This is a genomic window from Flavonifractor sp. An10 (genome assembly GCF_002161215.1).
GTDB lineage: Bacteria > Bacillota > Clostridia > Oscillospirales > Oscillospiraceae > Flavonifractor > Flavonifractor avistercoris.
Genome location: NZ_NFMB01000002.1, coordinates 160,789 through 181,548, shown reverse-complemented (window position 1 = coordinate 181,548; position 20,760 = coordinate 160,789). Strand labels below are relative to the sequence as shown.

Here is a 20,760-nt window from a genome sequence, read left to right as displayed (position 1 = left end):
ATCTACACAACGGGGGCAACCCCAGTCCTCGCAAAATTTATCAAAAATGAGGAGGATGTAACAATGAACATGAAGAAACCTCTTGCTCTCCTGCTCGCCGCCGGCATGACCCTCGGTCTGGCCGCCTGTGGCGGCGGAACCCAGGGCGGCAGCGACACCCCCGCCGGCAGCTCCAACGCTCCTGCCAGCGAGACCTCCAGCGGCGGCGCCGTGGAGCTGAACCTGTGGTCTTTCAACATCGGCGGCTTTACCGATGCCGCTGCCTGGGAGCCCATCGTGGCCGCCTTCAACGAGGCCAACCCCGACATCGCTGTCACCGTGACCCCCATCAACTATCAGGACGGCGACCAGAAGCTGACCACCGCCATCAGCTCCAACAGCGCCCCCGACATCATCTTTGAGGGCCCCGAGCGCATCGTGGGCAACTACGCCCGCAACGGCCTGATGGTGGATCTGTCCGACCTGTGGACTGCCGGCGGCTCCGACATCGCCGAGGGCATCTCCAGCGTGTCCCAGCTGGACGGCACCTACTACATGTACCCCCTGAGCGTGGCCGCCCACTGCATGGCCATCAACTACGAGGTCTTTGAGGCCGCCGGCGCCCTGCAGTACATCGACGAGGAGACCCGCACCTGGACTACCGACGACTTTGTGGCCGCCATGGCCGCCATCCGTGACGCGGCCGCTGCCGGCACCGTCAACGTGGCTACCCCCGGCATCGTCTACTGCGGCGCCCAGGGCGGCGACCAGGGCACCCGCGCCCTCGTCAACAACCTGTACTCCGACTACTATGTCAACGAGGACGGCACCTCCTACAACGTCAACAGCGAGAACAACGTGAAGGCCCTGACCCTGCTGCAGACCATGGTGAACGACGGCTCCCTGTCCGCCAACGCCAGCTACGCCGCCGCCGACGAGCTGCAGTCCTTCGCCAACCAGACCTGCGCCGTGACCTTCTGCTGGAACTACTCCAACTACACCCAGTACGCCGAGCAGACCCAGTTCACCCCCTTCGCCATGGCCTTCCCCTCCGACGACGGCACCCCCGAGCTGGAGATGGCCGGCCCCTACGGCTTCGGCGTGTTTGACAACGGCGACCAGGCCAAGATCGACGCCGCCAAGAAGTTCATCCAGTTCGTGTGCGACGACCAGGCTGCCGGCACCGAGGCTGTGAAGACCACCGGCTTCTTCCCCGTCCACTCCGACTGGGGCGACGTCTATGAGGGCGACGCCGACGCCGAGCTGCGCGCTCCCTTCGCTCTGATGAGCGACTACCTGGGCCGCTACTACAACCTGACCGGCGGCTGGACTGAGCAGCGCGGCAACTGGTGGAAAATGCTGTCTGCGGTTCTCACCACCGGTGCTGATCCTCAGACCTCGGCCGACAGCTTCGTGGAGCAGGCCAACGCCAACATCGGCTGAGCTTACTTACCGGAGCATCTGATCTAAATTGTGCACTCCTGTGCCCGCTCCCTGCTGAGAGGGGGCGGGCACAGCCTCTTTTCCCGGTGCGGGAAAGGCAGAAAACCACTTGAAAGAGAGGGAGATTCATGGCGCAAAACACCGCAGCGGCGACCGCCGAGCGGAAGCCTAAAAAGCAGAAGCAGTCCCAGTTCTCCGGCATGAGCAAGGCCCTGGTGCGCAGAGAGACCATCTCCGCCTACCTGTTCCTGCTGCCCAGCCTGATTTTCTTCATCGGGTTTGTGGTGATCCCCATGTTCATCTGCGTGTTCTACAGCTTCACGGAGTATGGACTGGGCGGCATCAAGGGCTTCGCCGGGCTGAGCAACTACATCAAGCTGTTCCAGGATCCCGTGTTCCACAGGGGCTTTATCAACACCCTGATCATCGTGGTGGTGGCGGTGCCCACCGTCACCGCCTTCTCCCTGTGGGTGAGCTCCGCCATCTACAAGATGCACGCCATCCCCCGTTCCTTCTTCCGCTGTGTGTTCTACCTGCCGGTGGTCACCGGCTCGGTGGCCATCACCGTGGTGTGGAAGTGGATCCTCAACCCCTACAACGGCATCCTCAATCAGGTAACCAACAACGTGGGCTTTGACTGGCTGGGCAACCAGCGCACCGCCCTCTGGTTCATCATCCTCATCCTCTTTACCACCTCCATCGGCCAGCCCATCGTGCTCTACGTGGCGGCCCTGGGCAACGTGGATCAGTCCCTCATCGAGGCCGCCCAGGTGGACGGCGCCACCAAGCTCCAGGTGTTCTGGAAGATCAAGTGGCCCCAGGTCATGCCCACCACCCTCTACGTGCTGGTCATCACCACCATCAACTCCTTCCAGTGCTTCGCGCTGATCCAGCTGCTGACCAAGGGCGGGCCGCTGGACTCCACCATGACCATCATGTATCAGGTGTACGACACCGCCTACCGCCTCAACGACCTGGGCTACGCCAACGCCATCGGCGTGGTTCTGGCCATCATCATCGCCATCTTCTCCGCCATCCAGTTCAAAGTGGCGAAGACGGACTAAGGGGGGAGAGAGAACATGACAAACAAAAAGACCGATCTGAGCGGTACCTCCACCGGGTACAAGGTATTCGCCGTGGTGATCCTGGTTCTCATCACCCTGTTCTTCCTGTTCCCGCTGTACTGGATTGTCACCGGCTCCTTCAAGGACGCCATCGAGATCAACGCCCGTGAGCCCATCTGGTTCCCCCAGAACCCGACCGTCGACAACTATGCGCGGCTGTTTGAGCACCCCGCCTTCCTGTGGCTGTTCAACATCGTGTTTATCTCCGCCATGGCCATGATCCTGACCTGCATCACCGCCTCCCTGGCCGGCTACGCCCTGGGCAAGAAGCGGTTCTACGGCCGCGGCATTCTGTTCACCATCATCATCTGCGCCATGGCCCTGCCCAAGCAGGTCATCGTCATCCCCCTGCTGCAGGAGATGACCGCCATCGGCCTCAACGACAATATCTGGGCCGTGATCCTGCCCACCGTGGGCTGGCCCTTCGGCGTGTTCCTGATGAAGCAGTTCTCCGAGACGGTGCCCACCGAGATTCTGGAGGCCGCCCGTGTGGACGGCGCCGGCGAGCTGCGCACCTTCTTCAGCGTGGTGTTCCCCATGATCAAGCCGGGCATCGGCGCCCTGGCCATCTTCACCTTCGTCAACACCTGGAACGACTACTTCCTCCAGCTGGTCATGCTCACCAGCGAGAAGAACTGGACGCTGCCCCTGGCCATTGCCAACCTGCAGGGTGAGATGTCCTCCGACTTCGGCCTGATCATGGCCGGCGCGGCCCTGGCCTCCATCCCCATCATCGTGGTGTTTATCGCCTTCCAGAAGTACTTCACCCAGGGCATTGCCATGGGCGCCGTGAAGGGCTGAGCCACATTTTCCACTTGCAAAAAGATCGGAATAGCTTTAGAATGAGAGAAGGAATTATCATGAGCGATCTGAACAAATACCGCGGTGTCATTCCCGCCTTTTATGCCTGTTATGACGACGAGGGGAACATCTCCCCGGAGCGGGTGCGGGGCCTGACCCGCTACCTGATCGGCAAGGGCGTCAACGGCCTGTACGTGGGCGGCTCCTCCGGCGAGTGCATCTACCAGGGCGTGGAGGAGCGCAAGGTGGTGCTGGAGAACGTCATGGCCGAGGCCAAGGGCAAGGTGGTCATCATCGCCCATGTGGCCTGCAACAACACCGCTGACAGCCGGGAGCTGGCCGCCCACGCCGAGAGCCTGGGTGTGGACGCCATCGCCGCCATCCCCCCCATCTACTTCCACCTGCCGGAGTATGCCATCGCCCAGTACTGGAACGACATCTCCGCCGCGGCCCCCAACACCGACTTCGTCATCTACAACATCCCCCAGCTGGCCGGCGTGGCCCTGACCCCCTCCCTGCTGAAGGAGATGCAGAAGAACCCCCGTGTGGTGGCGGTGAAGAACTCCTCCATGCCCGTGCAGGACATCCAGATGTGGAAGGACGCCGGAGTTCTGGTGTTCAACGGCCCCGACGAGCAGTACATCTCCGGCCTGGCCATGGGCGCCTGCGCCGGCATCGGCGGCACCTACGCCGTCATGCCCGAGCTCTTCCTGAAGGTGTATGAGCACTTCCAGAAGGGCGAGATGGAGCCCGCCCGCCAGATCCAGAACGACATCGACCGCATCATCTACAAGATGTGCGAGGCCCACGGCAACCTGTATGCCGTGCAGAAGGCCATCCTGGCCAAGAACGGCGTGCCCTGCGGCTCCGTCCGCAAGCCCATGCCCGCCCTCATCGACACCGACACCGCTGTAGTGGACGAGGCACACGCCATGATCGCCGCCGCCATCGCCAAATACTGCTAACGAATAGGAGCTTGCTGAATATGCGTATTTATCAAGCGGAGGACTACAAGGCCATGAGCCGCCGGGCGGCCAACATCATCTCCGCCCAGGTGATCTACAAGCCCAACTGCGTGCTGGGCCTGGCCACCGGCGGCACCCCGGTGGGCCTGTACAAACAGCTGGTGGACTGGTACAAGGAGGGGGATCTCAGCTTTGCCGAGACCCGCTCCGTCAACCTGGACGAGTACCTGGGCCTGTCCCCCCACCACGAGCAGAGCTATCGCTACTTCATGCAGGTCAATCTCTTTGACCACATCGACATCAAGCCGGAGAACACCCACGTGCTGGACGGCCTGGCCAAGAATCCCCAGGCCGAGTGCACCGCCTACAACAGGCTCATCCGCGACCTGGGCGGCATCGATCTCCAGCTGCTGGGCATGGGCCACAACGGTCACATCGCCTTCAACGAGCCCGGCGACGACTTCGGCCTGGAGACCCACGTGGTGGATCTCACCGACAGCACCATCGACGCCAACCAGCGCTTCTTTGAGAGCCGGGACGAGGTGCCCCGCCACGCCCTGAGCATGGGCATCAAGAACATCATGAACGCCCGGCGCATCCTGATGGTGGTCAGCGGCGAGGAGAAGGCCGACATCGTGTGCCGCGCCTTTGCCGGCCCGGTGACCAAGGAGGTTCCCGCCTCCGTGCTCCAGCTCCACCCCGACGTGACCCTGGTGGGCGACAAGGCCGCCCTCCACAAACTGGCAGAGGCAGGTGTACCCGTATGCGGATAACCGGAGGACAGGTTTTCGACCTTCACGAGGGCTTTGTGCGGCGGGACGTGTGCTTTGACGGCCGCCTGCTCTCCAGCTCCAGCGCCGACGGCAAGACCTATGACGCCAGCGGCTGCTATGTGATCCCCGGCCTGACGGATCTCCACTTCCACGGCTGCATGGGGAAGGATTTCTCCGACGCGGATCCCGAGGGCCTGGAGATCATGGCCAGGTATGAGCTCTCCCAGGGCGTCACCCAGATCTGCCCCGCCGGCATGACCCTGCTGGAGGAGCAGCTGACAAAGGTCTGTCAGGTGGCCGCCGCCCATCGGGACGCCAACAAGCCCGGCGCCGAGCTGTGCGGCATCAACCTGGAGGGGCCCTTCCTCTCCACCGCCAAGAAGGGCGCCCAGAAGGCCGACTGGATCCACGCCCCTGACGTGGACATGTTCCGCCGGCTGATGGCCGCCTCCAAGGGGCTGGTCAAGCTGGTCTCCATCGCTCCGGAGGAGCCGGGCGCCATGGAGTTCATCGAGGCGGTGGAGGGCGAGGTCACCGTGTCCATCGCCCACACCACGGCGGACTACGACACCGCCATGGAGGCCTTCCGCCTGGGCGCCCGGCAGGTGACCCACCTGTTCAACGCCATGCCGCCCTTCAGCCACCGCGCCCCCGGCGTGGTGGGGGCCGCCCTGGACACCCCCATCTGCAATGTGGAGCTCATCTGTGACGGCGTCCACATCCACCCCTCTGTGGTGCGGGCCACCTTCAAGATGTTCGGCCCCAAGCGGGTCATCCTGGTTTCCGACACCATGCGGGCCGCCGGCATGCCCGACGGGGACTACACCCTGGGCGGCCAGCCGGTCAAGGTGAAGGGCAAGTACGCCACCCTGGCCGACGGCACCCTGGCCGGCTCGGTCACCAACCTGATGAACTGCATGCGCACCGCCGTCTCCTTCGGCATCCCCCTGGAGGACGCCGTGTGGGCGGCTGCGGTGAATCCCGCCCGGGCCATCGGCATCTTCAGCCGCATGGGCAGCCTGGAGCCCGGCAAGCGGGCCAACGTGGTGGTTCTGGATCAGAACCTGGAGCTCAAGGACGTATTTTTCCGCGGGGAACTGGTTGACCGCGGTTAAATAAGCAGCGCAACCCCTATATTCAGGCCGCGCCCCCCTACTCCATTCTCATAGGGCGGCGTGAGCCGTAAAAAAAGGAGGAACATCCGCCGGGCCGGCGGTGCGGCAGTGTGGAGACCTGTCGTAACGTCCGCAGGGTTCCGCTCCCTGCGGGCAAGAGGGTATTTGCGGAGGCATTGCCCTTTCGGCCCATGCAAATGGCAACTGTTACGCTGAAGAATGTGAAGAAGATCTACGACAACAAGGTGACCGCCGTCCACGACTTCAACCTGGACATCGCCGACAAGGAGTTCATCGTGCTGGTGGGCCCCTCCGGCTGCGGCAAGTCCACCACCCTGCGGATGATCGCCGGCCTGGAGGACATCTCCGAGGGCGACCTGCTCATCGGCGGCAAGCGGATGAATGACGTGGAGCCCAAGGATCGGGATATCGCCATGGTCTTCCAGAGCTACGCTCTGTACCCCCACATGACGGTGTACGACAACATGGCCTTTGCTCTGAAGCTGCGCAAGACTCCCAAGGACGAGATCGACAAGAAGGTTCGTGAGGCGGCCGCCATCCTGGACATCACCCAGTACCTGGACCGCAAGCCCAAGGCCCTGTCCGGCGGCCAGCGTCAGCGTGTGGCTATCGGCCGCGCCATCGTCCGCGATCCCCAGGTGTTCCTGATGGATGAGCCTCTGTCCAACCTGGACGCCAAGCTGCGCAACCAGATGCGCGCCGAGATCATCAAGCTGCGTCAGCGCATCGACACCACCTTCATCTACGTCACCCACGACCAGACCGAGGCCATGACCCTGGGCGACCGCATCGTCATCATGAAGGATGGCTTCATCCAGCAGATCGGCACCCCCCAGGAGGTGTTCAACCAGCCCGCCAACCTGTTCGTGGCCGGCTTCATCGGCACCCCGCAGATGAACTTCTTCGACGGCCAGCTGGCCAAGAAGGACGGCAAGTACCAGATCACCGTGGGCGAGGCCACCGTGGTTCTGGGCGATGTGGCCCAGAAGCTGCTGGCCGAGAAGGGCGTGGGCGACATGGCCGTCACCGTGGGCATCCGTCCCGAGCACATCTCCTTTGCCACCGCCAACACCCCCGACACCATCGCCAGCAAGGTGGACGTGTCTGAGATGATGGGCAGCGAGGTGTACCTGCACGTCAACGCCGTGGGCAAGGACGTGGTGCTGCGCATCCCCACCATGGATCTGCCCGAGGAGCACCGCGCCGGCATCCCCTATGGCACGGAGATCCGCTTCGCCTTCCGTCCCGAGCTCATTCACCTGTTTGATCCCCAGACCGAGAAGAACCTGATGTACTAAGCAGGCTCCATGAGGATCCGCGGCCGTTTGCCGGCCGCGGATCCTTTTTTGTGCCCGCCGGCCTTTCAGGAAACGCTGCACCGCCGGCCGCATAGAGAGCGGCACCGCTGGGGATCCTAACTTGGGCTTCTTTCCCAGATTTATCTATATAATTTTCAAAATTATATTTAAGATTTATATTGATTATATATCGCCATTGGTGTTATACTATAGAAAAGGAAGGTGAGCTTATGAACATGGAAAACGCGCTGCCGCGCCGGAAGGCGGCATTCTGCCCCGTCCAGGTCACGCCCCGCCGGGCCAGAGTGCGGGAGAAGGATCGGGATCCCTATGACGGCCTGCGCCCCTGGTCGGCCATTACCCACGGCATCGGTGCCGTGCTGGCCCTGGTCGGCACCGTGCTCCTGCTGCTGCGCTGCGCGGCCCTGGGGCTGAGCGTGTGGCACGCGGCCTCCTTCCTCATCTACGGCGTGAGCATGGTGGGGCTGTATACAGCCAGCACCCTCTATCACTGCCGCAATGTGTCCGTCAGGGGCCGCATCGCCCTGCGGAAATACGACCACGCCTCCATCTATTTCCTCATCGCCGGCACCTATACCCCGGTGTGCCTGGTGGTGCTGCGGGATGTGGGGTTCTGGGGCTGGGGCATGTTTGCGGTGATCTGGGGTCTGGCCCTGGCCGGGCTGGTGCTCACCATCGCGTGGATCTCCTCTCCCCGCTGGCTTACCGCGGGCATCTATATCTTCATGGGCTGGCTGGCCCTGGCCGCCCTGGTGCCGCTGCTCCAGGTGCTCCCCTCTGCCGGCTTCTTCTGGGCCGTGGGCGGCGGCGTGCTCTACACCGTGGGCGGCGTGCTCTATGCCGTCAAGTGGCCGGGCCGGGACAATCCCCGCTTCGGCTGCCACGAGATCTTCCACGTCTTTATCCTGCTGGGCTCCCTGTTCCACTACCTGCTCATGTACCGGGTGGTGGCCCTCCTGTAAGTCAAAAGAAACCGTCCCCGCCGATACGGCGGGGACGGTTTTCTTTTACAGATTGTCCGGCGTCTCAGACGGCTCCTCCGGCTCCGGCAGGGGGCCCACCGCGGCCACGCACCGGTTGATGGGGGTGCCCAGGCTGTGGAACTTCTCCTCGTAGTCGGTCATAACGCCGCAGACGCCGCCGGCGTGGAGATCCCGGGTCACCTGGGACAGGGTAAACCCCGCCCGGGGGAACTGGAACAGCGACCACTCAAAGAGATCCCGGTTGTCTGTCTTGAAATGGATCTCCCCGTCCTCCGTCAGTACCTGCCGGTACCGCAGCAGGAAGTCCGGATGGGTCAGCCGCCGCTTGGCGTGGCGGTTGCCCGGCCAGGGGTCGCAGAAGTTGATGTAGATGCGGGAGACCTCCCCCGGGGCAAAGTATTGGGGCAGCAGAGCCGCATCCCCGTCCACGAAAAAGACGTTGTGCAGCTCTTTGGCACATACCCGCTCCATGGCGATCACCATGGCGTCGGGCACCCGCTCCACCGCGATATACAGGGCCTTGGGATTCTGCTCCGCGGTCTCCGCCGTGAAGCGGCCCTTGCCGCAGCCCAGCTCCAGGTACACCGTCTCCGCCTCGGGCATCAGTTCCCGCCAGTTTCCCCGCCGCGCCTCCGGATCGGAGATCAAGACCCGGGCGCAGCGCTCCATCCGGGGGATCAGGTTGGGTTTTCTTCTCATTCGCATGGGTATCTGTTCACCTCATAAGCTCAGATTTTCAGGGCTCCGGGAGGTGATTATTCCCACTCGCCGAGTTAAATCCATTTCTAAACTTTTTTGTATAGAGGATTTGATTCGACGTGATTTTATTTGATGCAGATTATCCTTATCATAAGGTCTATTCGGACTTTTGCTATCAAAAATCTATCCAGGCCATCCTATCAGGGGTTTTACTTGAGACGGACGATTGGGTGGCTTAGGAGTATTATAGCACTAACAGAGCACTTTGACAATCTTTCCATACACTATTAGGGTATCTCCATCATGAACTTCGATAGGCTGGTATTCAGCATTATCCGAGCAAAGAAAGACCTTTCCATCTTTATGTAGCAGTTTTTTACAGTAAACTTCCCCGTTAAGGAAAAATGCACCACTTATGCCATCAGCTATTTCACTTTGCTTTTTGACAAAGACGGTACTTCCGTTGGGAATATCCGGCTCCATACTGTCACCAGATACATGAAGCGCAAAGTCCCCATCCTCAACATCCGTTTCATATTCTACAAAAGGTATGTCACTATCCAGTATGTTCTCACCTAAACCAGCGGACAAAGGAATATCATATAGATGGATAATCCGCTTTTTCGGATTAGCTATAATATCAAATTCTTCGTTTGTGCGAATGTCTGCCATCCATTTCTGAATCTCATGGATTGCATCCGGAATATGCGATTCGATGTGATCCGGACTTAAGCAGTACATAAAACATAAAACCTCTTTGCAAGTGCGCTGTTTTTCTTCTTCTGAAATAAAACGGTAAAAACTAAGATCGTCTTGCATCGCATAAACACGGGTTTCAAAATGACTTTCTCCATGGAGCACGAGCCGATACATAAGGTTTTCAAAATACCTAGAATGATTGCCCAAACTTTTTATAACCTTCGGGTCAAAAGAGACTTCTGCAATTCCTGTCCCATAAATAAAAGTAGAGAATGCTTCCAATGCTCGTCGCATAGAATTACCAATTGCCAAATCTAACCCCTCGGTATTGCCCATTGCATAGTTAAAAATCATGTGTAGCAAATCACGATATTCATTAATGGACTTTATCGGATCTGACAAAGTTCTCCCTTGCAACTCAAATGATTTACCCTTAACTGACACACCTAGCTTTTGCTTTTTGAAAGACTTCTCCATTTCGTCAGCTATTTTTTGCAAATCAGAAAACGTAGATAAATCGTGTGTCAAAAATAGGATTTTGCTTTTTGCATTACCTTTGATAATTTTATGTGTCTGGTACCTCAAGAAGGAACTTATACCAACTTTGTTTTCAAAATCAAAGCTAGAAATAGGATCATCAATGACCACCAATTCCTCATCCTGATATAGTTTTCCAATATCCTGGTTTGACAATATCTGAGTGAAGAAATAGCATAAGGCAATAATATTTCTCTCCCCTAAGGACACGTTTTTGGGCTTGACATCTTTTCTGTTTGATTTTAAGTAATACTTATTATTCTTCAGCTCGATAGAAAGCCGACCATGCGAAAAAAACACGTAGTCAAGTGCATTGTTTATGTTTTCAATGGCCAGTCCCACATTTGACTTTTTTTGCTCAAGGGCCTTTAAATGCTCTGAGGTTTCATTTACCTCTTTCTGCTTAGTTTGCAGTTTGGCTTCCGCGGCTCTCATTTCGCGCTGCTGCTTCTGGTAATCTCGATACGCTTGCTCTATTTGCAGGTGTGCAATTTTTTTATTGATCAAAACCAACTCTTGCAGAATTGCTTTTCGCTGGCGAATTGCATCCACAAATTTCTGTCGCTTTAACTCAAGCTTACTCAAAAACACATTAAGTCGTTGTATACCGCTCTCTAAGCCTACGGGAGCAATATTTAATGGATTATAAACGCTACTAAGCTTCTGCTGCCGGGCATCTTCATATTGAGCTATCAATTCCTGACAAGCTTTTATTTGCTGCTGAATCACTTTTACCAATTCAGCATCCAAGTCTATAAAATTAGAATAGTCTTCGCTAAACTGAGGAAATGATATTGCAAGCAATTCAGCCTTATGAGCATCTACATCTTTGTTTAACACTTTATTGATGCTATCAATTAAACCACGCCGATATTCTTCATCAATTTCCCGGAAACAATATGGACAGACTGTTGTCGCTTTGTCGCTAAAGTCTCTTTTGGCTGCCTCAACAATAGACTGCCTTCCATTCTGAATCATTAAAAGGATGAGAGACTCCCGTTCAGTTAACACTGGTTTTTCTACTGTTTTCGCCAACAACGAGCAAAGTGCTTTTTCAAAGCCATCCGGAAATGTAACTTCACAAACAGGTATCGGATAGGTTGTTGTAGCATCGGCCACCTTATCTAGTAAAGCTTTAGTTTCGTCGAACTTCTGCTGTAATTGCTCTCTTGTTTCGTTAACTAGTATACCGCCAATTTCTTTAATAACTTCTTCTGTCACCTTCGAATTGGCTTTATTACCTTTAATCGCAGAATCTTTTGCCGCCCAATCGCCCTGTAATACTTTTTTGATGCGTTCCAAATGGTAATCAGGGCTAAGTGGATTATGCTTGTTTCCAAATGCTTCTAGCGCCGATTCAGCCGCATCATATTCTCTTTGAGCTGTCGCCAATAGCGCCGCATAGTGATCTATATCCGCTTGTAAATCGACCTGACCTCCCAAAAGGATAATGGTCCCCAACCCATCTGCATCAATCTTTACATTTTCGTCAATGTATTTTTCATTGAACACAAATATCTTGCTTTCGGCAGCCAAAGCAATCGCATTATCGGAGCGGTCAATTAGTGAGGCAGATAATTCTTCGGAAAAAACACCAGAAGCAATCTGAGAAAATCCATCTGAAATTGTGCTCTTGCCGCTTCCGTTTTTGCCATAAACAATGGCAATGCGGTCATTCTCTCCAGGAAAAAAGGAAAGGGGTGTTTCTTTTGCAAAGCAACGACCATTGATTAAGATTCCCTTCACTTTTTCAATCATGGTTCCATCACCTCATCGTACCCTCTATCATTCCTTTTGGCCTCTCAGCCTCTCATACAGCACCGTCCCCACCGTTTCCATGACCTGCCGCATCATATCAGGATCAGAGAACATCTTCACAAAGAAGTCCTCGTTTTGCTCATAGCGGGCGGCGGCCATATTTGGAAAATCTTTCTCAAAGAGCAGCATGAAGGTCTTGCGGTCGTTATTCTGGGCGTAGTTGTGCCACTTGTCCTGAGCGGCATAGTCGTTCTCCATCTGAAGCAGGACCTTATCCATCTCGGTAAAATTGGTGCCGTACTTCTCGTTGATTTTCTCAATGATGACCGTCAGCGGATCACGCTTCTTTTCCCTGCGGCCAGCTTCACCGGTGATGGGACGGAAGCCCTCCGGGGTACTCTCCAGCTGGATTCCGCCCTCGAAGTCTTTTTCCAACCGGTAATATTCCAACAGCACCTTGTCGTCCACATAGACCTTATCCCGCCCACCCTTGGGCAGCATGGTATAGAGGAACTTAGCGTATACGCTGAACTTGTGGATCTCCTTATCAAACAGGCGGCAAACCTGCGTGATGAAGGCATAGATGCGGTTGAAGCGTGCTAAGGTAGACTTGAAGAGATCCTGCTTTTCCTCCTCCAGTGCCTCAAATCGATCCAGCGCCGGACGGATGGTTCCCTGGAGCTTGCCCAAATCACCGCTAGACTGCTCCTTGGAGGAATAGAAAATCTCCGCAAACCGGTCAATCTCTATCTGCTGATACACCCGATACTCGTCCAGGGTGTTCTTCAGGTCATACACCACATTGGGGTCGGTCTCCTCCTCCAGCACCGTCTCCTCATAGTAAGGCTCAAAAGCTTTGCGAATGTCCTCAGCAGAGTTGACGAAATCCAGAACAAAGGTATCCTTCTTGCCCCGCATGGTGCGGTTCAGCCGAGAAAGAGTCTGGACGGCCTTCACACCGGACAACTTCTTGTCCACAAACATGGTGTGCAGCAGCGGCTCGTCAAAGCCGGTCTGATACTTTTCCGCCACGATCAGCATCCCATATTCGTCTGTATGGAACGCCTCCGGCAGAGCCTTCTCTTTGATGGTCTCGCCGGATTTTGTTTTGTTCAGTTTCTCCTCGGTGTAGGTCTCCCCGTTGTCCTCCACCTCGCCGGAAAAGGCCACCAGCACATCAAGGTCAGTGTAGCCCTTCTCCTGGATCTGCCGCTTGAACTCCAGCAGATAGCGCACCGCATGGAGCCGGGAAGGCGTCACGATCATGGCCTTGGCCTTGCCGCCGATCTTGTGCCGGGTCACATTGCAGAACTGCTCCAGCATGATAGCTGTTTTCTGAGAGATGTTGTGGGGGTGCAGCGTCTCAAACTGGCGAATAGCACGGACACCGGCGGCGGTGTCCAGCTCCGGGTCGTCGGGGATGGCCTTGGCAATCTTGTAGTACATGTTATAGGTCATGTAGTTTTGCAGCACATCCAGAATAAAGCCTTCCTCGATAGCCTGCCGCATGGAATACACATGGAATGGATGGTATTTGCCGTTTTCATCCCGCTGACCGAACATCTGCAGCGTTTTGTCCTTGGGGGTGGCTGTAAAGGCGAAGAAGGATAGATTTTCATGAACACCCTGAGCGGCCAGTTCATCCAGCAGTTTGTCCTCATCGTCCTTGCGCCTGGACTCCTCCTCGTACTCCTCTTTGGCGTACTCTTCCAGAATCTTCTCTGTATCGGCCAGCGCCCGTTTCAGCTTGCGGGCGGCGTCGCCGGTCTGGGAGGAGTGGGCCTCGTCCACAATGACCGCAAACCGCTTATTGCCGGTGCGCACTTCTTTGTAGATGACCGGGAACTTCTGGAGGGTGGTGATGATGATGCCCGTCCCGGCCTCAATGGCTTCCCGGAGTTGCTGGGCGTTCTTGTCGATCTTCTGCACTACGCCCGCCACATGATCGAACTGGTAAACGGTATTTTGTAGCTGGCTGTCCAGCACCCGGCGGTCGGTGACAATGATGACAGACTGGAAGATCTTCTCGTCGTGTTTATCGTGCAGGCCGGTGAGCCGGTGGGCCAGCCAGGCGATGGAGTTGGACTTGCCGGAACCGGCGCTGTGCTGAATGAGATAGTTCTTGCCAGAGCCGTTGGCTTTTACATCGGCCAGCAGCTTGGTCACCACATCCAGCTGGTGATACCGGGGGAAGATCATCCGCTCGGACTTCACTTCGCCGGTCTTTTCGTCCTTCTCCTGCTGCAAGTGGAGGTATTTATGTAAAATCTCCAGCAGGCGGTCCTTACACAGCACATTCTCCCACAGGTAGGCGGTGTCGTAGCCGTCCGGGTTGATGGGATTGCCCTTGCCGCCCACATTTCCGGCCCCGTTGCTGCCCTGGTTGAAGGGCAGGAAATAGGTTTTCTCCCCTTCCAGCCGGGTGGTCATGTACACATTGGTCAGATCCACGGCAAAGTGGACCAGTACCCGGTTTTTGAACTCAAAGATAGCGTCCTTCCCTGCTCGGTCGAACTTGTACTGCTGGATGGCGTTGGTGGTGTCCTGGCCGGTAAACTGACATTTCAGTTCCATGGACACCACCGGGATACCGTTGAGGAACAGGACAATATCAATGCTGTTTTCGTTGCTCAGGGAATAGTGAAGCTGCCGGGTGCAGTGGAGGATATTGGCGGCATACTGGGCCTGGCTGGTCTCGTTGATAGAGGTCTCCGGCTTCCAGAACACGGCCCGGAACTTGATGCCCCGGTCGGTGAAGCCCTGGCGTAGCACTTTCAGCAGACCTACCATCTTCACTTCCCGGCAAAAACGTTCAATGAGCTGCCGCTCGCTATCAGAGCCGTAGATCTTTTCAAACCGCTCCCACTGCTTGGGCTGGCTGGTGCGGATGAAGGAAAGGAACGTGCCGGTGTCCAGCGCCTTTTCCCGATTGAAGGCGGCGGGGTCGCCCTTCTGATAGCCGCCGTATGTAGTGAGGTATTCCTCAATATCCTGCTCAAAGCGTTTTTCTTTTACATCAAAGTCGGACACATTCCCACCCTCTTTCTCAGATCAAGCCGTGCTTCTTCGCATAGTCCAGCAAAACACCGCAGCAAGCAGCCGTCATAGCCCCCTGATATGCTGGATCGACCTTGTCCACACTGTCCAGATAATCCTGCAACTTGTGTGCCGCTTCCAGCACTTGTTGTACCTGATTTTGATGATACTGCTGCTGGGCTTGTTGCTGGATATAATTATAGTTCCAAATGTTATAAAGCGGGTTCATGACTTATACCTCTTTCTTTCCGGTCACGACCTCATAAATGAGGGATTTCTTGTAGTTACCTAGCTGGTCAATCAGCACCTGCTTCTTTAGCATGGTCAATTCTATTTCAGCACATTTTGTATCAAGATAATCAGCTATTTCCCTCTGCTCTAATGCAGGTGGTAAAAACATAACAAACGAACCAACATTTTCAGCTGATAAGTTAGGAGCTGTGGAACCATTGATATATGACTGTCGTTGTTTAAATTCTTCTTCTGAATTAAGCCAATAGAGTAAATACTCCGGAATAAGTGAGATTGGTCGAATAACCATAAGTGATGAGGCCACTGTTCCCTCATCGAACGTAGCTATGGCATTTTTCCCAATCGTAGAACCTCTTAAAGTGTACAAAATATCCCCTTTTTGAATTTTTGCGCCGCCCATGGAATGATATTTTTCTTTTGTGATTTTTTTGCTCTGTGTAACGTCAACATATCTTCCGCAAAGAGAATCAGCGCCTAAAAACGGAATACCATTATCAACATATTCATTGGGAGAGGGATAATTTGAACTTCTATCTCCATTGATAAACTGACAAATGTTCTTCAACTTCACTTTTGTCCAGTTGCCCGGAACTTCCCCGATCCATTCCACTCTGCTGTCCTTCATAGGCACATCGGGATTCAGACCTTTTGTGACGGCTTCGGTGATGACGGACAGCTTATAGGCCTTCAGCTTCTCGATCACTTGCTGCTGCCTGGCAATAATAGTGTCAATCTGGCTACACTTATGGTCGAGATAGTCGGCAATGCGGCGCTGAGTGTCTTGATCCGGGCGCAAAATTCGCAGGCGCTTGAGATCTTCATAATTCATCCCCTGACGTACACCGTCTCCCATTCCATAAAAGACTTTGCACAAATCATATGTATGAAAAAGATAGTGCATATAGCGAGGAGAATCATCGCTCCTAATTTGAAGGGTCACATATGCCGATGTAATAATTCCCCGTTCTTTACAAAGGCCTGTTCTAAGACTTTTTTTGTCATTCTGTAAATCAGTAAGTCTGAACACAATGTTTCCTGGTTCAATGATGTTGTATGTTTCAAATGAAGCAGGCAAAAGTCCCTCGTTAGACTCAATATTCTTTCGTACAATATTTCCATAGCTGAGTGACAGAAGGTTATTCTCGGCCAGTCCACTATTTTTACATTTGCGTTCAGAAAAAAGGGCCGAAAGAATCGTAATAGTCCATGTCTTTGGAATCTCACCGATCCATTCAATCCCGCTGTCTTTCATTTCACGCATGGAAATGCACCTCTATTTTCATCTCTTGTTCAGAATTATCTATGGGTACTTTACAAGCAATATCCGATATATCCCCCACATCAAGAACAAAGCGGTCTTCCACAGGAAAATCAAGCGCAATTCGCCATTCATTTTGATAAGCAAATTTCTTTCTCTTACAGAAAGCCACTTTCAATTTCTCCTCAGACGAATAGGAAATAATCTTATCTGAATATTGTACTTTTCCCAGACATCCCATGATCTTGTACTGAACCAGCGCCTTTTCGAGTCTTTCTTCAAAATCACATCGATTAATTAAAACCGCTGTGTATTTGGATGTTCTATCGTACATAAATTCTCTCAGCATCTTTTGCGGGATCAAAAATGCATAGTCGCTTTCGCCTACTTGATTTAGCGGAACGGACAATGCACAAAATACTGGAAAATCATAGTAGGCTCTGAGATTTTTTACTTTTGCAATGATTTGCCCTTTATACAGCAAATCACCTGTTGCCCCTATACATAGAGCGCCCTCCTGCTCATCCCCCACGCCTTCCTGCTCCAACTCCCGAAAATATCTGAGACTGTTCATATATAGTTTCCCGGACAGAATATCTTCTGCATATTGCTCTTTAGTAATCTTCATTAAGAGGTTGCTTTCTACAATTGCTCCACTTTCATCCATCATGATAGGAACTATATTCATTCGAACACCTCCGCCAGAGCGCCGTCCAACTCCGCTTCAATGGCCAGGATCTCCTGCATGATCTCCGCCGAGGGTTTGGGGGCTTCATACTTGTAAAAATACCGGGTGAATGGGATCTCATAGCCCACCTTGGCCTTTTTCTCGTCAATCCAGGCATCCGGTGCAAAGGGCAGCACTTCCCGTTCAAAGTAAGTCTGAATGTCCTCTTTCAGCGGCACATTCTCCGTGTCCCGCAGGGCGGTGTCCGGCTGGGGCTTGCCCTTCTTGAGCACCGGATGGCCGTTCTCGTCCTTCAGCGGGCGCTCCACCGTGATCTTGGTATAGCCAAAGTCGGTGGTGTCAAAAATCTTGCTGATCTCGCTCTTCACAAAGTCGCCGTACAACCGGGTGATCTCCTGGATGGCGCTCTCCGGGATGTCGTTGCGTTTGTTGCCCAGGGCCTTACGGCGCTTTTCATACAGACCGTTGGCGTTGATGAGCTGCACCTTACCCTCCCGGCGGGTCCCGGCCTTCTTGTTGGACAGCACCCAGATATAGGTGGCAATACCGGTATTGTAGAAAATATCATTGGGCAGAGCGATGATGGCCTCCAGCAGATCATTCTCCAGTATATACTTGCGAATCTCGGAGGGGCCGCTGCCGGCGTCGCCGGTAAAGAGGGGCGAACCGTTGTGGATGATGGCAATGCGGCTGCCGCCGTCCTTGGGTTCTTTCATTTTGGAAATAGCAGTGAGCAGGAACAGCATCTGCCCGTCGCTGGCCGCAGGCAGGCCGGGGCCGAACCGCCCGGCAAAGCCCCGCTTGGACTCGGCTTCCACCGCCGCTTTTTCGTTCTTCCACTCCCGGCCAAAGGGCGGATTGGACAGCACATAGTCGAAGGTCTGGCCCTCGAACTGGTCGTCGGACAGGGTGTTGCCGTCCTTGATGAAGTCGGCGTTGTTGCCCTTGATGAGCATATCCGCCTTGCAGATGGCAAAGGTCTGGTCGTTCAGCTCCTGGCCAAAGGCCATCAGCTCGGTGGAGGCGTTGAGCTGATGCAAATACTCCTCCGCCACCGACAGCATACCGCCGGTACCGCAGGCCGGGTCATAGATGGTTTTCGCCACATTGTTCCCGGACAGCATATCGTTGTCATCGTAAAACAGAATGTTTACCATCAGCTGGATCACTTCTCTGGGGGTATAGTGCTGTCCGGCGTCCTCGTTGTGAGACTCAGAGAACCGGCGGATAATTTCCTCAAAGATGTAGCCCATCTCCAGGTTGGAAATCACATCCGGGTGCAGGTTGGCCTTGGGAGTGGTGAACTCCTTGATGACAATATAGAGAATTCCCTTATTGGCCATGGTGGTGATCTGTCCGTCAAACTTGAACTTTTCCAGGATGTCCTGAACATTCTCCGAGAAGCCGTTCAGGTAGTCCCGGAAGTTGGCCTCGATGTTGTCCGGATCGTCCAGCAGCCGCTCAAAGGTGAACTTGCTGGTGTTGTAAAACGCCTTGCCGGAAGCGTTGCGCAGCAGCACATCCCGCATCGGGAGATTCTTCACGGATTCAAACTTTTCCAGCACCGCATCCTTGGTGTCGGCCAGGATACAGTCGAAGCGGCGAATCACCGTGAGGGGCAGGATCACCTCGCCGTATTCATGGGGCTTATACACGCCAGTCAATTTATCTGCAATCGCCCAGATCAGGGCGGCTTTTTCACTTACGTTGGCACTCAGGCTCATGCTTCTTTTCCTTCCTTTTCCTCTGGAACAAATTCCAGAATATCGTCCACACCGCACTCCAACACGCGGCAGATTTTCTCAATGCTTTCGATGGAAACATACTCATTCCGCTTTAAGCGGGTGATAATATTGGCACTAAAACCGGCCTTCTCTTTTAGCTGTGCGTTGCTTATCTTTTTGTCAATCATCAGATGGAATAAGCGGTCATAACAAATCGCCATTTTAGTACCTCCAAGGCAGTTAATGCTTGGGCTTATTTTATCACTTTTTCGTGAAAAACTCAACTTCATGTCTAATCATTAGGCTTTATCAATGTTATGAAAAGAGAGCCTTTGTTTTCTCGCCTTTTTGCATACTCCACCAGCTCGCGTGCATTGCTGGCAGGGTGCCACGCGTAGGCGATGAGGTAGTCTACATGATCCACAACATAGCGGTTTGCTCTCACGATTGCGATCTTGCGCGGGACGCTTTCCATTCCCGGTGGATAGAAGGTGCTGTCAAATCCATCTGGAGTTGGGGTAGGCCGCTCCTCCGGATGGTATGGCAGCAGTAAAGTGAGCTTCACTTCTGGGTAGAAACGCCTTGCTTCTTTGACTGCTGACGCTGCAAGGCGGTCAAATCCACCATAGTGACCGACGATAAATTCTGTGACGCCATATTCAACAATGTGCTGCTCAACAGCCGCATACAATACCGGATAAATTTCTTCCGATGCCTCCCGGTGCCCGATGAAAAAACAGCTCTTCATGCCCATCTTATGACCTCCAACCCTTTTGAGTTATATTAACTCAAGAGGGTTAATCTTTTCAAGAGGAACCGGGTATCATCATCAGTGAAGAGAGGTGATACCCATGAACATCGGTGAAGCTGTTAAGGAGCGCATTTTGGAGCTGTGCAGCGAGCGCGATATTTCCATCAACAAGCTCTGTAGCATGAGCGGTGTGACCCAATCCACAGTAAACAACATCGTTAGTGGTCGGAACCGCAGCGCAACAGTTTCTACAATCAAGAAACTCTGCGATGGTCTGGGAATCACGATTGAGGATTTTTTCAATTCTGAACTGTTCCGGAATTTGGAACAGGAAATTCAATAGAAATAACCCGTCCGCATCCATATAGGTGGTATGAATGCAGGCGGGTTTCTTTTTCTTAATTGGAAATTCAGCCCAAGGGAGCTTTCTTTGTTACAGCCTTTAGATATAGTTCCGGGTCACCATTCAAAATCAGCTCAGCATAGGCCAGTGGATCATTATAGATCAGCCAGTCTAGCTCCGACCGCTGGTACATACTGCTTGCTAGTTCGTTCTCCACGGCCGTGCAGTCGATGGAGAGCAGTGTCCCGTCCTCCAGACACAGCTCTACGCGGGCAGTGTCCAGGTTGAACTCACAGGACAAAATTTTCCTCATAGTCGTTGCCTCCCAAATACTTGAATTTCGGTTAATTTTCCGCAGCGGCACAAGGGGCGTTTCGGTTGTTTTAGATACAGGCAAGCAATGCGTGTGGATAGCCACACACAAATCCGGCAAGCAATGCGAGTGTTAATACACACTCACATTTCCTGCCGTCTGCTTGTTGAGGGCAACGC

General features: G+C 54.3%; 19 protein-coding genes. 9 read left to right on the top strand and 10 right to left on the bottom strand.

Going from position 1 to position 20,760, the window contains the following annotated elements:
• The first annotated feature begins 63 nt into the window (after window positions 1-63).
• The 8 genes from B5E42_RS03620 (at window position 64) to B5E42_RS03585 (ending at window position 8,502) form a co-directional block, all read left to right on the top strand.
• On the top strand, window positions 64-1,422 hold the full coding sequence (locus B5E42_RS03620) for an extracellular solute-binding protein (protein WP_087236796.1): 1,359 nt from the start codon (window positions 64-66) through the stop codon (window positions 1,420-1,422).
• A gap of 128 nt (window positions 1,423-1,550) precedes the next feature.
• Window positions 1,551-2,486, top strand: coding sequence for a sugar ABC transporter permease (locus B5E42_RS03615; RefSeq protein WP_087236795.1), 936 nt, complete (start codon window positions 1,551-1,553; stop codon window positions 2,484-2,486).
• 15 nt (window positions 2,487-2,501) lie between these two features.
• Window positions 2,502-3,347, top strand: coding sequence for a carbohydrate ABC transporter permease (locus B5E42_RS03610; protein WP_087236794.1), 846 nt, complete (start codon window positions 2,502-2,504; stop codon window positions 3,345-3,347).
• A 59-nt stretch (window positions 3,348-3,406) separates the two neighbouring features.
• A complete protein-coding gene (locus B5E42_RS03605; RefSeq protein WP_087236793.1) occupies window positions 3,407-4,312 on the top strand; it encodes a dihydrodipicolinate synthase family protein in 906 nt (301 codons plus the stop codon).
• Between the two features lie 20 nt (window positions 4,313-4,332).
• Entirely contained in the window at window positions 4,333-5,085 is a 753-nt protein-coding gene (gene nagB, locus B5E42_RS03600; RefSeq protein ID WP_087236792.1) for a glucosamine-6-phosphate deaminase, read from the top strand.
• Window positions 5,076-6,200 carry an N-acetylglucosamine-6-phosphate deacetylase gene (gene nagA, locus B5E42_RS03595; protein WP_087236791.1) on the top strand — a complete coding sequence of 375 codons (1,125 nt, stop codon included), beginning with the start codon at window positions 5,076-5,078 and terminating at the stop codon, window positions 6,198-6,200. The genes nagB and nagA overlap by 10 nt, the downstream gene beginning before the upstream one ends.
• Before the next feature lie 197 nt (window positions 6,201-6,397).
• On the top strand, window positions 6,398-7,519 hold the full coding sequence (gene ugpC / locus B5E42_RS03590) for a sn-glycerol-3-phosphate ABC transporter ATP-binding protein UgpC (protein ID WP_087236790.1): 1,122 nt from the start codon (window positions 6,398-6,400) through the stop codon (window positions 7,517-7,519).
• Between the two features lie 230 nt (window positions 7,520-7,749).
• A complete protein-coding gene (locus B5E42_RS03585) occupies window positions 7,750-8,502 on the top strand; it encodes a hemolysin III family protein (RefSeq protein ID WP_087236789.1) in 753 nt (250 codons plus the stop codon).
• 45 nt (window positions 8,503-8,547) lie between these two features.
• Here B5E42_RS03585 and trmB read toward each other — a convergent pair whose 3' ends face one another.
• The 9 genes from trmB to B5E42_RS03540 form a co-directional block, all read right to left on the bottom strand.
• Window positions 8,548-9,228: a tRNA (guanosine(46)-N7)-methyltransferase TrmB gene (gene trmB / locus B5E42_RS03580; protein WP_087236788.1), complete on the bottom strand. Its 681-nt coding sequence runs from the start codon at window positions 9,226-9,228 to the stop codon at window positions 8,548-8,550.
• A gap of 246 nt (window positions 9,229-9,474) precedes the next feature.
• Entirely contained in the window at window positions 9,475-12,216 is a 2,742-nt protein-coding gene (locus tag B5E42_RS03575) for an AAA family ATPase (protein ID WP_087236787.1), read from the bottom strand.
• 27 nt (window positions 12,217-12,243) lie between these two features.
• The gene (locus tag B5E42_RS03570) at window positions 12,244-15,246 is read right to left on the bottom strand and encodes a type I restriction endonuclease (RefSeq protein WP_087236786.1); all 3,003 of its coding nucleotides are present in this window, start codon (window positions 15,244-15,246) and stop codon (window positions 12,244-12,246) included.
• Window positions 15,247-15,262: 16 nt separating this feature from the next.
• Window positions 15,263-15,481 (bottom strand): hypothetical protein, encoded by a 219-nt coding sequence (locus B5E42_RS03565; protein ID WP_087235176.1) that lies wholly within the window; start codon window positions 15,479-15,481, stop codon window positions 15,263-15,265.
• Window positions 15,482-15,484: 3 nt separating this feature from the next.
• On the bottom strand, window positions 15,485-16,765 hold the full coding sequence (locus B5E42_RS03560; RefSeq protein ID WP_087236785.1) for a restriction endonuclease subunit S: 1,281 nt from the start codon (window positions 16,763-16,765) through the stop codon (window positions 15,485-15,487).
• On the bottom strand, window positions 16,758-17,450 hold the full coding sequence (locus tag B5E42_RS03555; RefSeq protein WP_087236784.1) for a hypothetical protein: 693 nt from the start codon (window positions 17,448-17,450) through the stop codon (window positions 16,758-16,760). Before B5E42_RS03555 ends, B5E42_RS03560 begins: the two co-directional genes overlap by 8 nt.
• The gene (locus tag B5E42_RS03550) at window positions 17,447-19,174 is read right to left on the bottom strand and encodes a class I SAM-dependent DNA methyltransferase (RefSeq protein WP_087236783.1); all 1,728 of its coding nucleotides are present in this window, start codon (window positions 19,172-19,174) and stop codon (window positions 17,447-17,449) included. The genes B5E42_RS03555 and B5E42_RS03550 overlap by 4 nt, the downstream gene beginning before the upstream one ends.
• On the bottom strand, window positions 19,171-19,395 hold the full coding sequence (locus B5E42_RS03545; RefSeq protein ID WP_087236782.1) for a helix-turn-helix transcriptional regulator: 225 nt from the start codon (window positions 19,393-19,395) through the stop codon (window positions 19,171-19,173). The genes B5E42_RS03550 and B5E42_RS03545 overlap by 4 nt, the downstream gene beginning before the upstream one ends.
• A gap of 71 nt (window positions 19,396-19,466) precedes the next feature.
• Window positions 19,467-19,928 carry a hypothetical protein gene (locus tag B5E42_RS03540; RefSeq protein WP_306820345.1) on the bottom strand — a complete coding sequence of 154 codons (462 nt, stop codon included), beginning with the start codon at window positions 19,926-19,928 and terminating at the stop codon, window positions 19,467-19,469.
• Window positions 19,929-20,025: 97 nt separating this feature from the next.
• On the opposite strand from B5E42_RS03540, the gene B5E42_RS03535 reads away from it, so the two are divergent.
• Window positions 20,026-20,268, top strand: coding sequence for a helix-turn-helix transcriptional regulator (locus B5E42_RS03535; protein ID WP_087189584.1), 243 nt, complete (start codon window positions 20,026-20,028; stop codon window positions 20,266-20,268).
• Between the two features lie 67 nt (window positions 20,269-20,335).
• Here the strand turns inward: B5E42_RS03535 and B5E42_RS03530 are convergent, their stop codons facing one another.
• A complete protein-coding gene (locus B5E42_RS03530; RefSeq protein WP_087236781.1) occupies window positions 20,336-20,581 on the bottom strand; it encodes a DUF6061 family protein in 246 nt (81 codons plus the stop codon).
• Window positions 20,582-20,760: the final 179 nt, after the last annotated feature.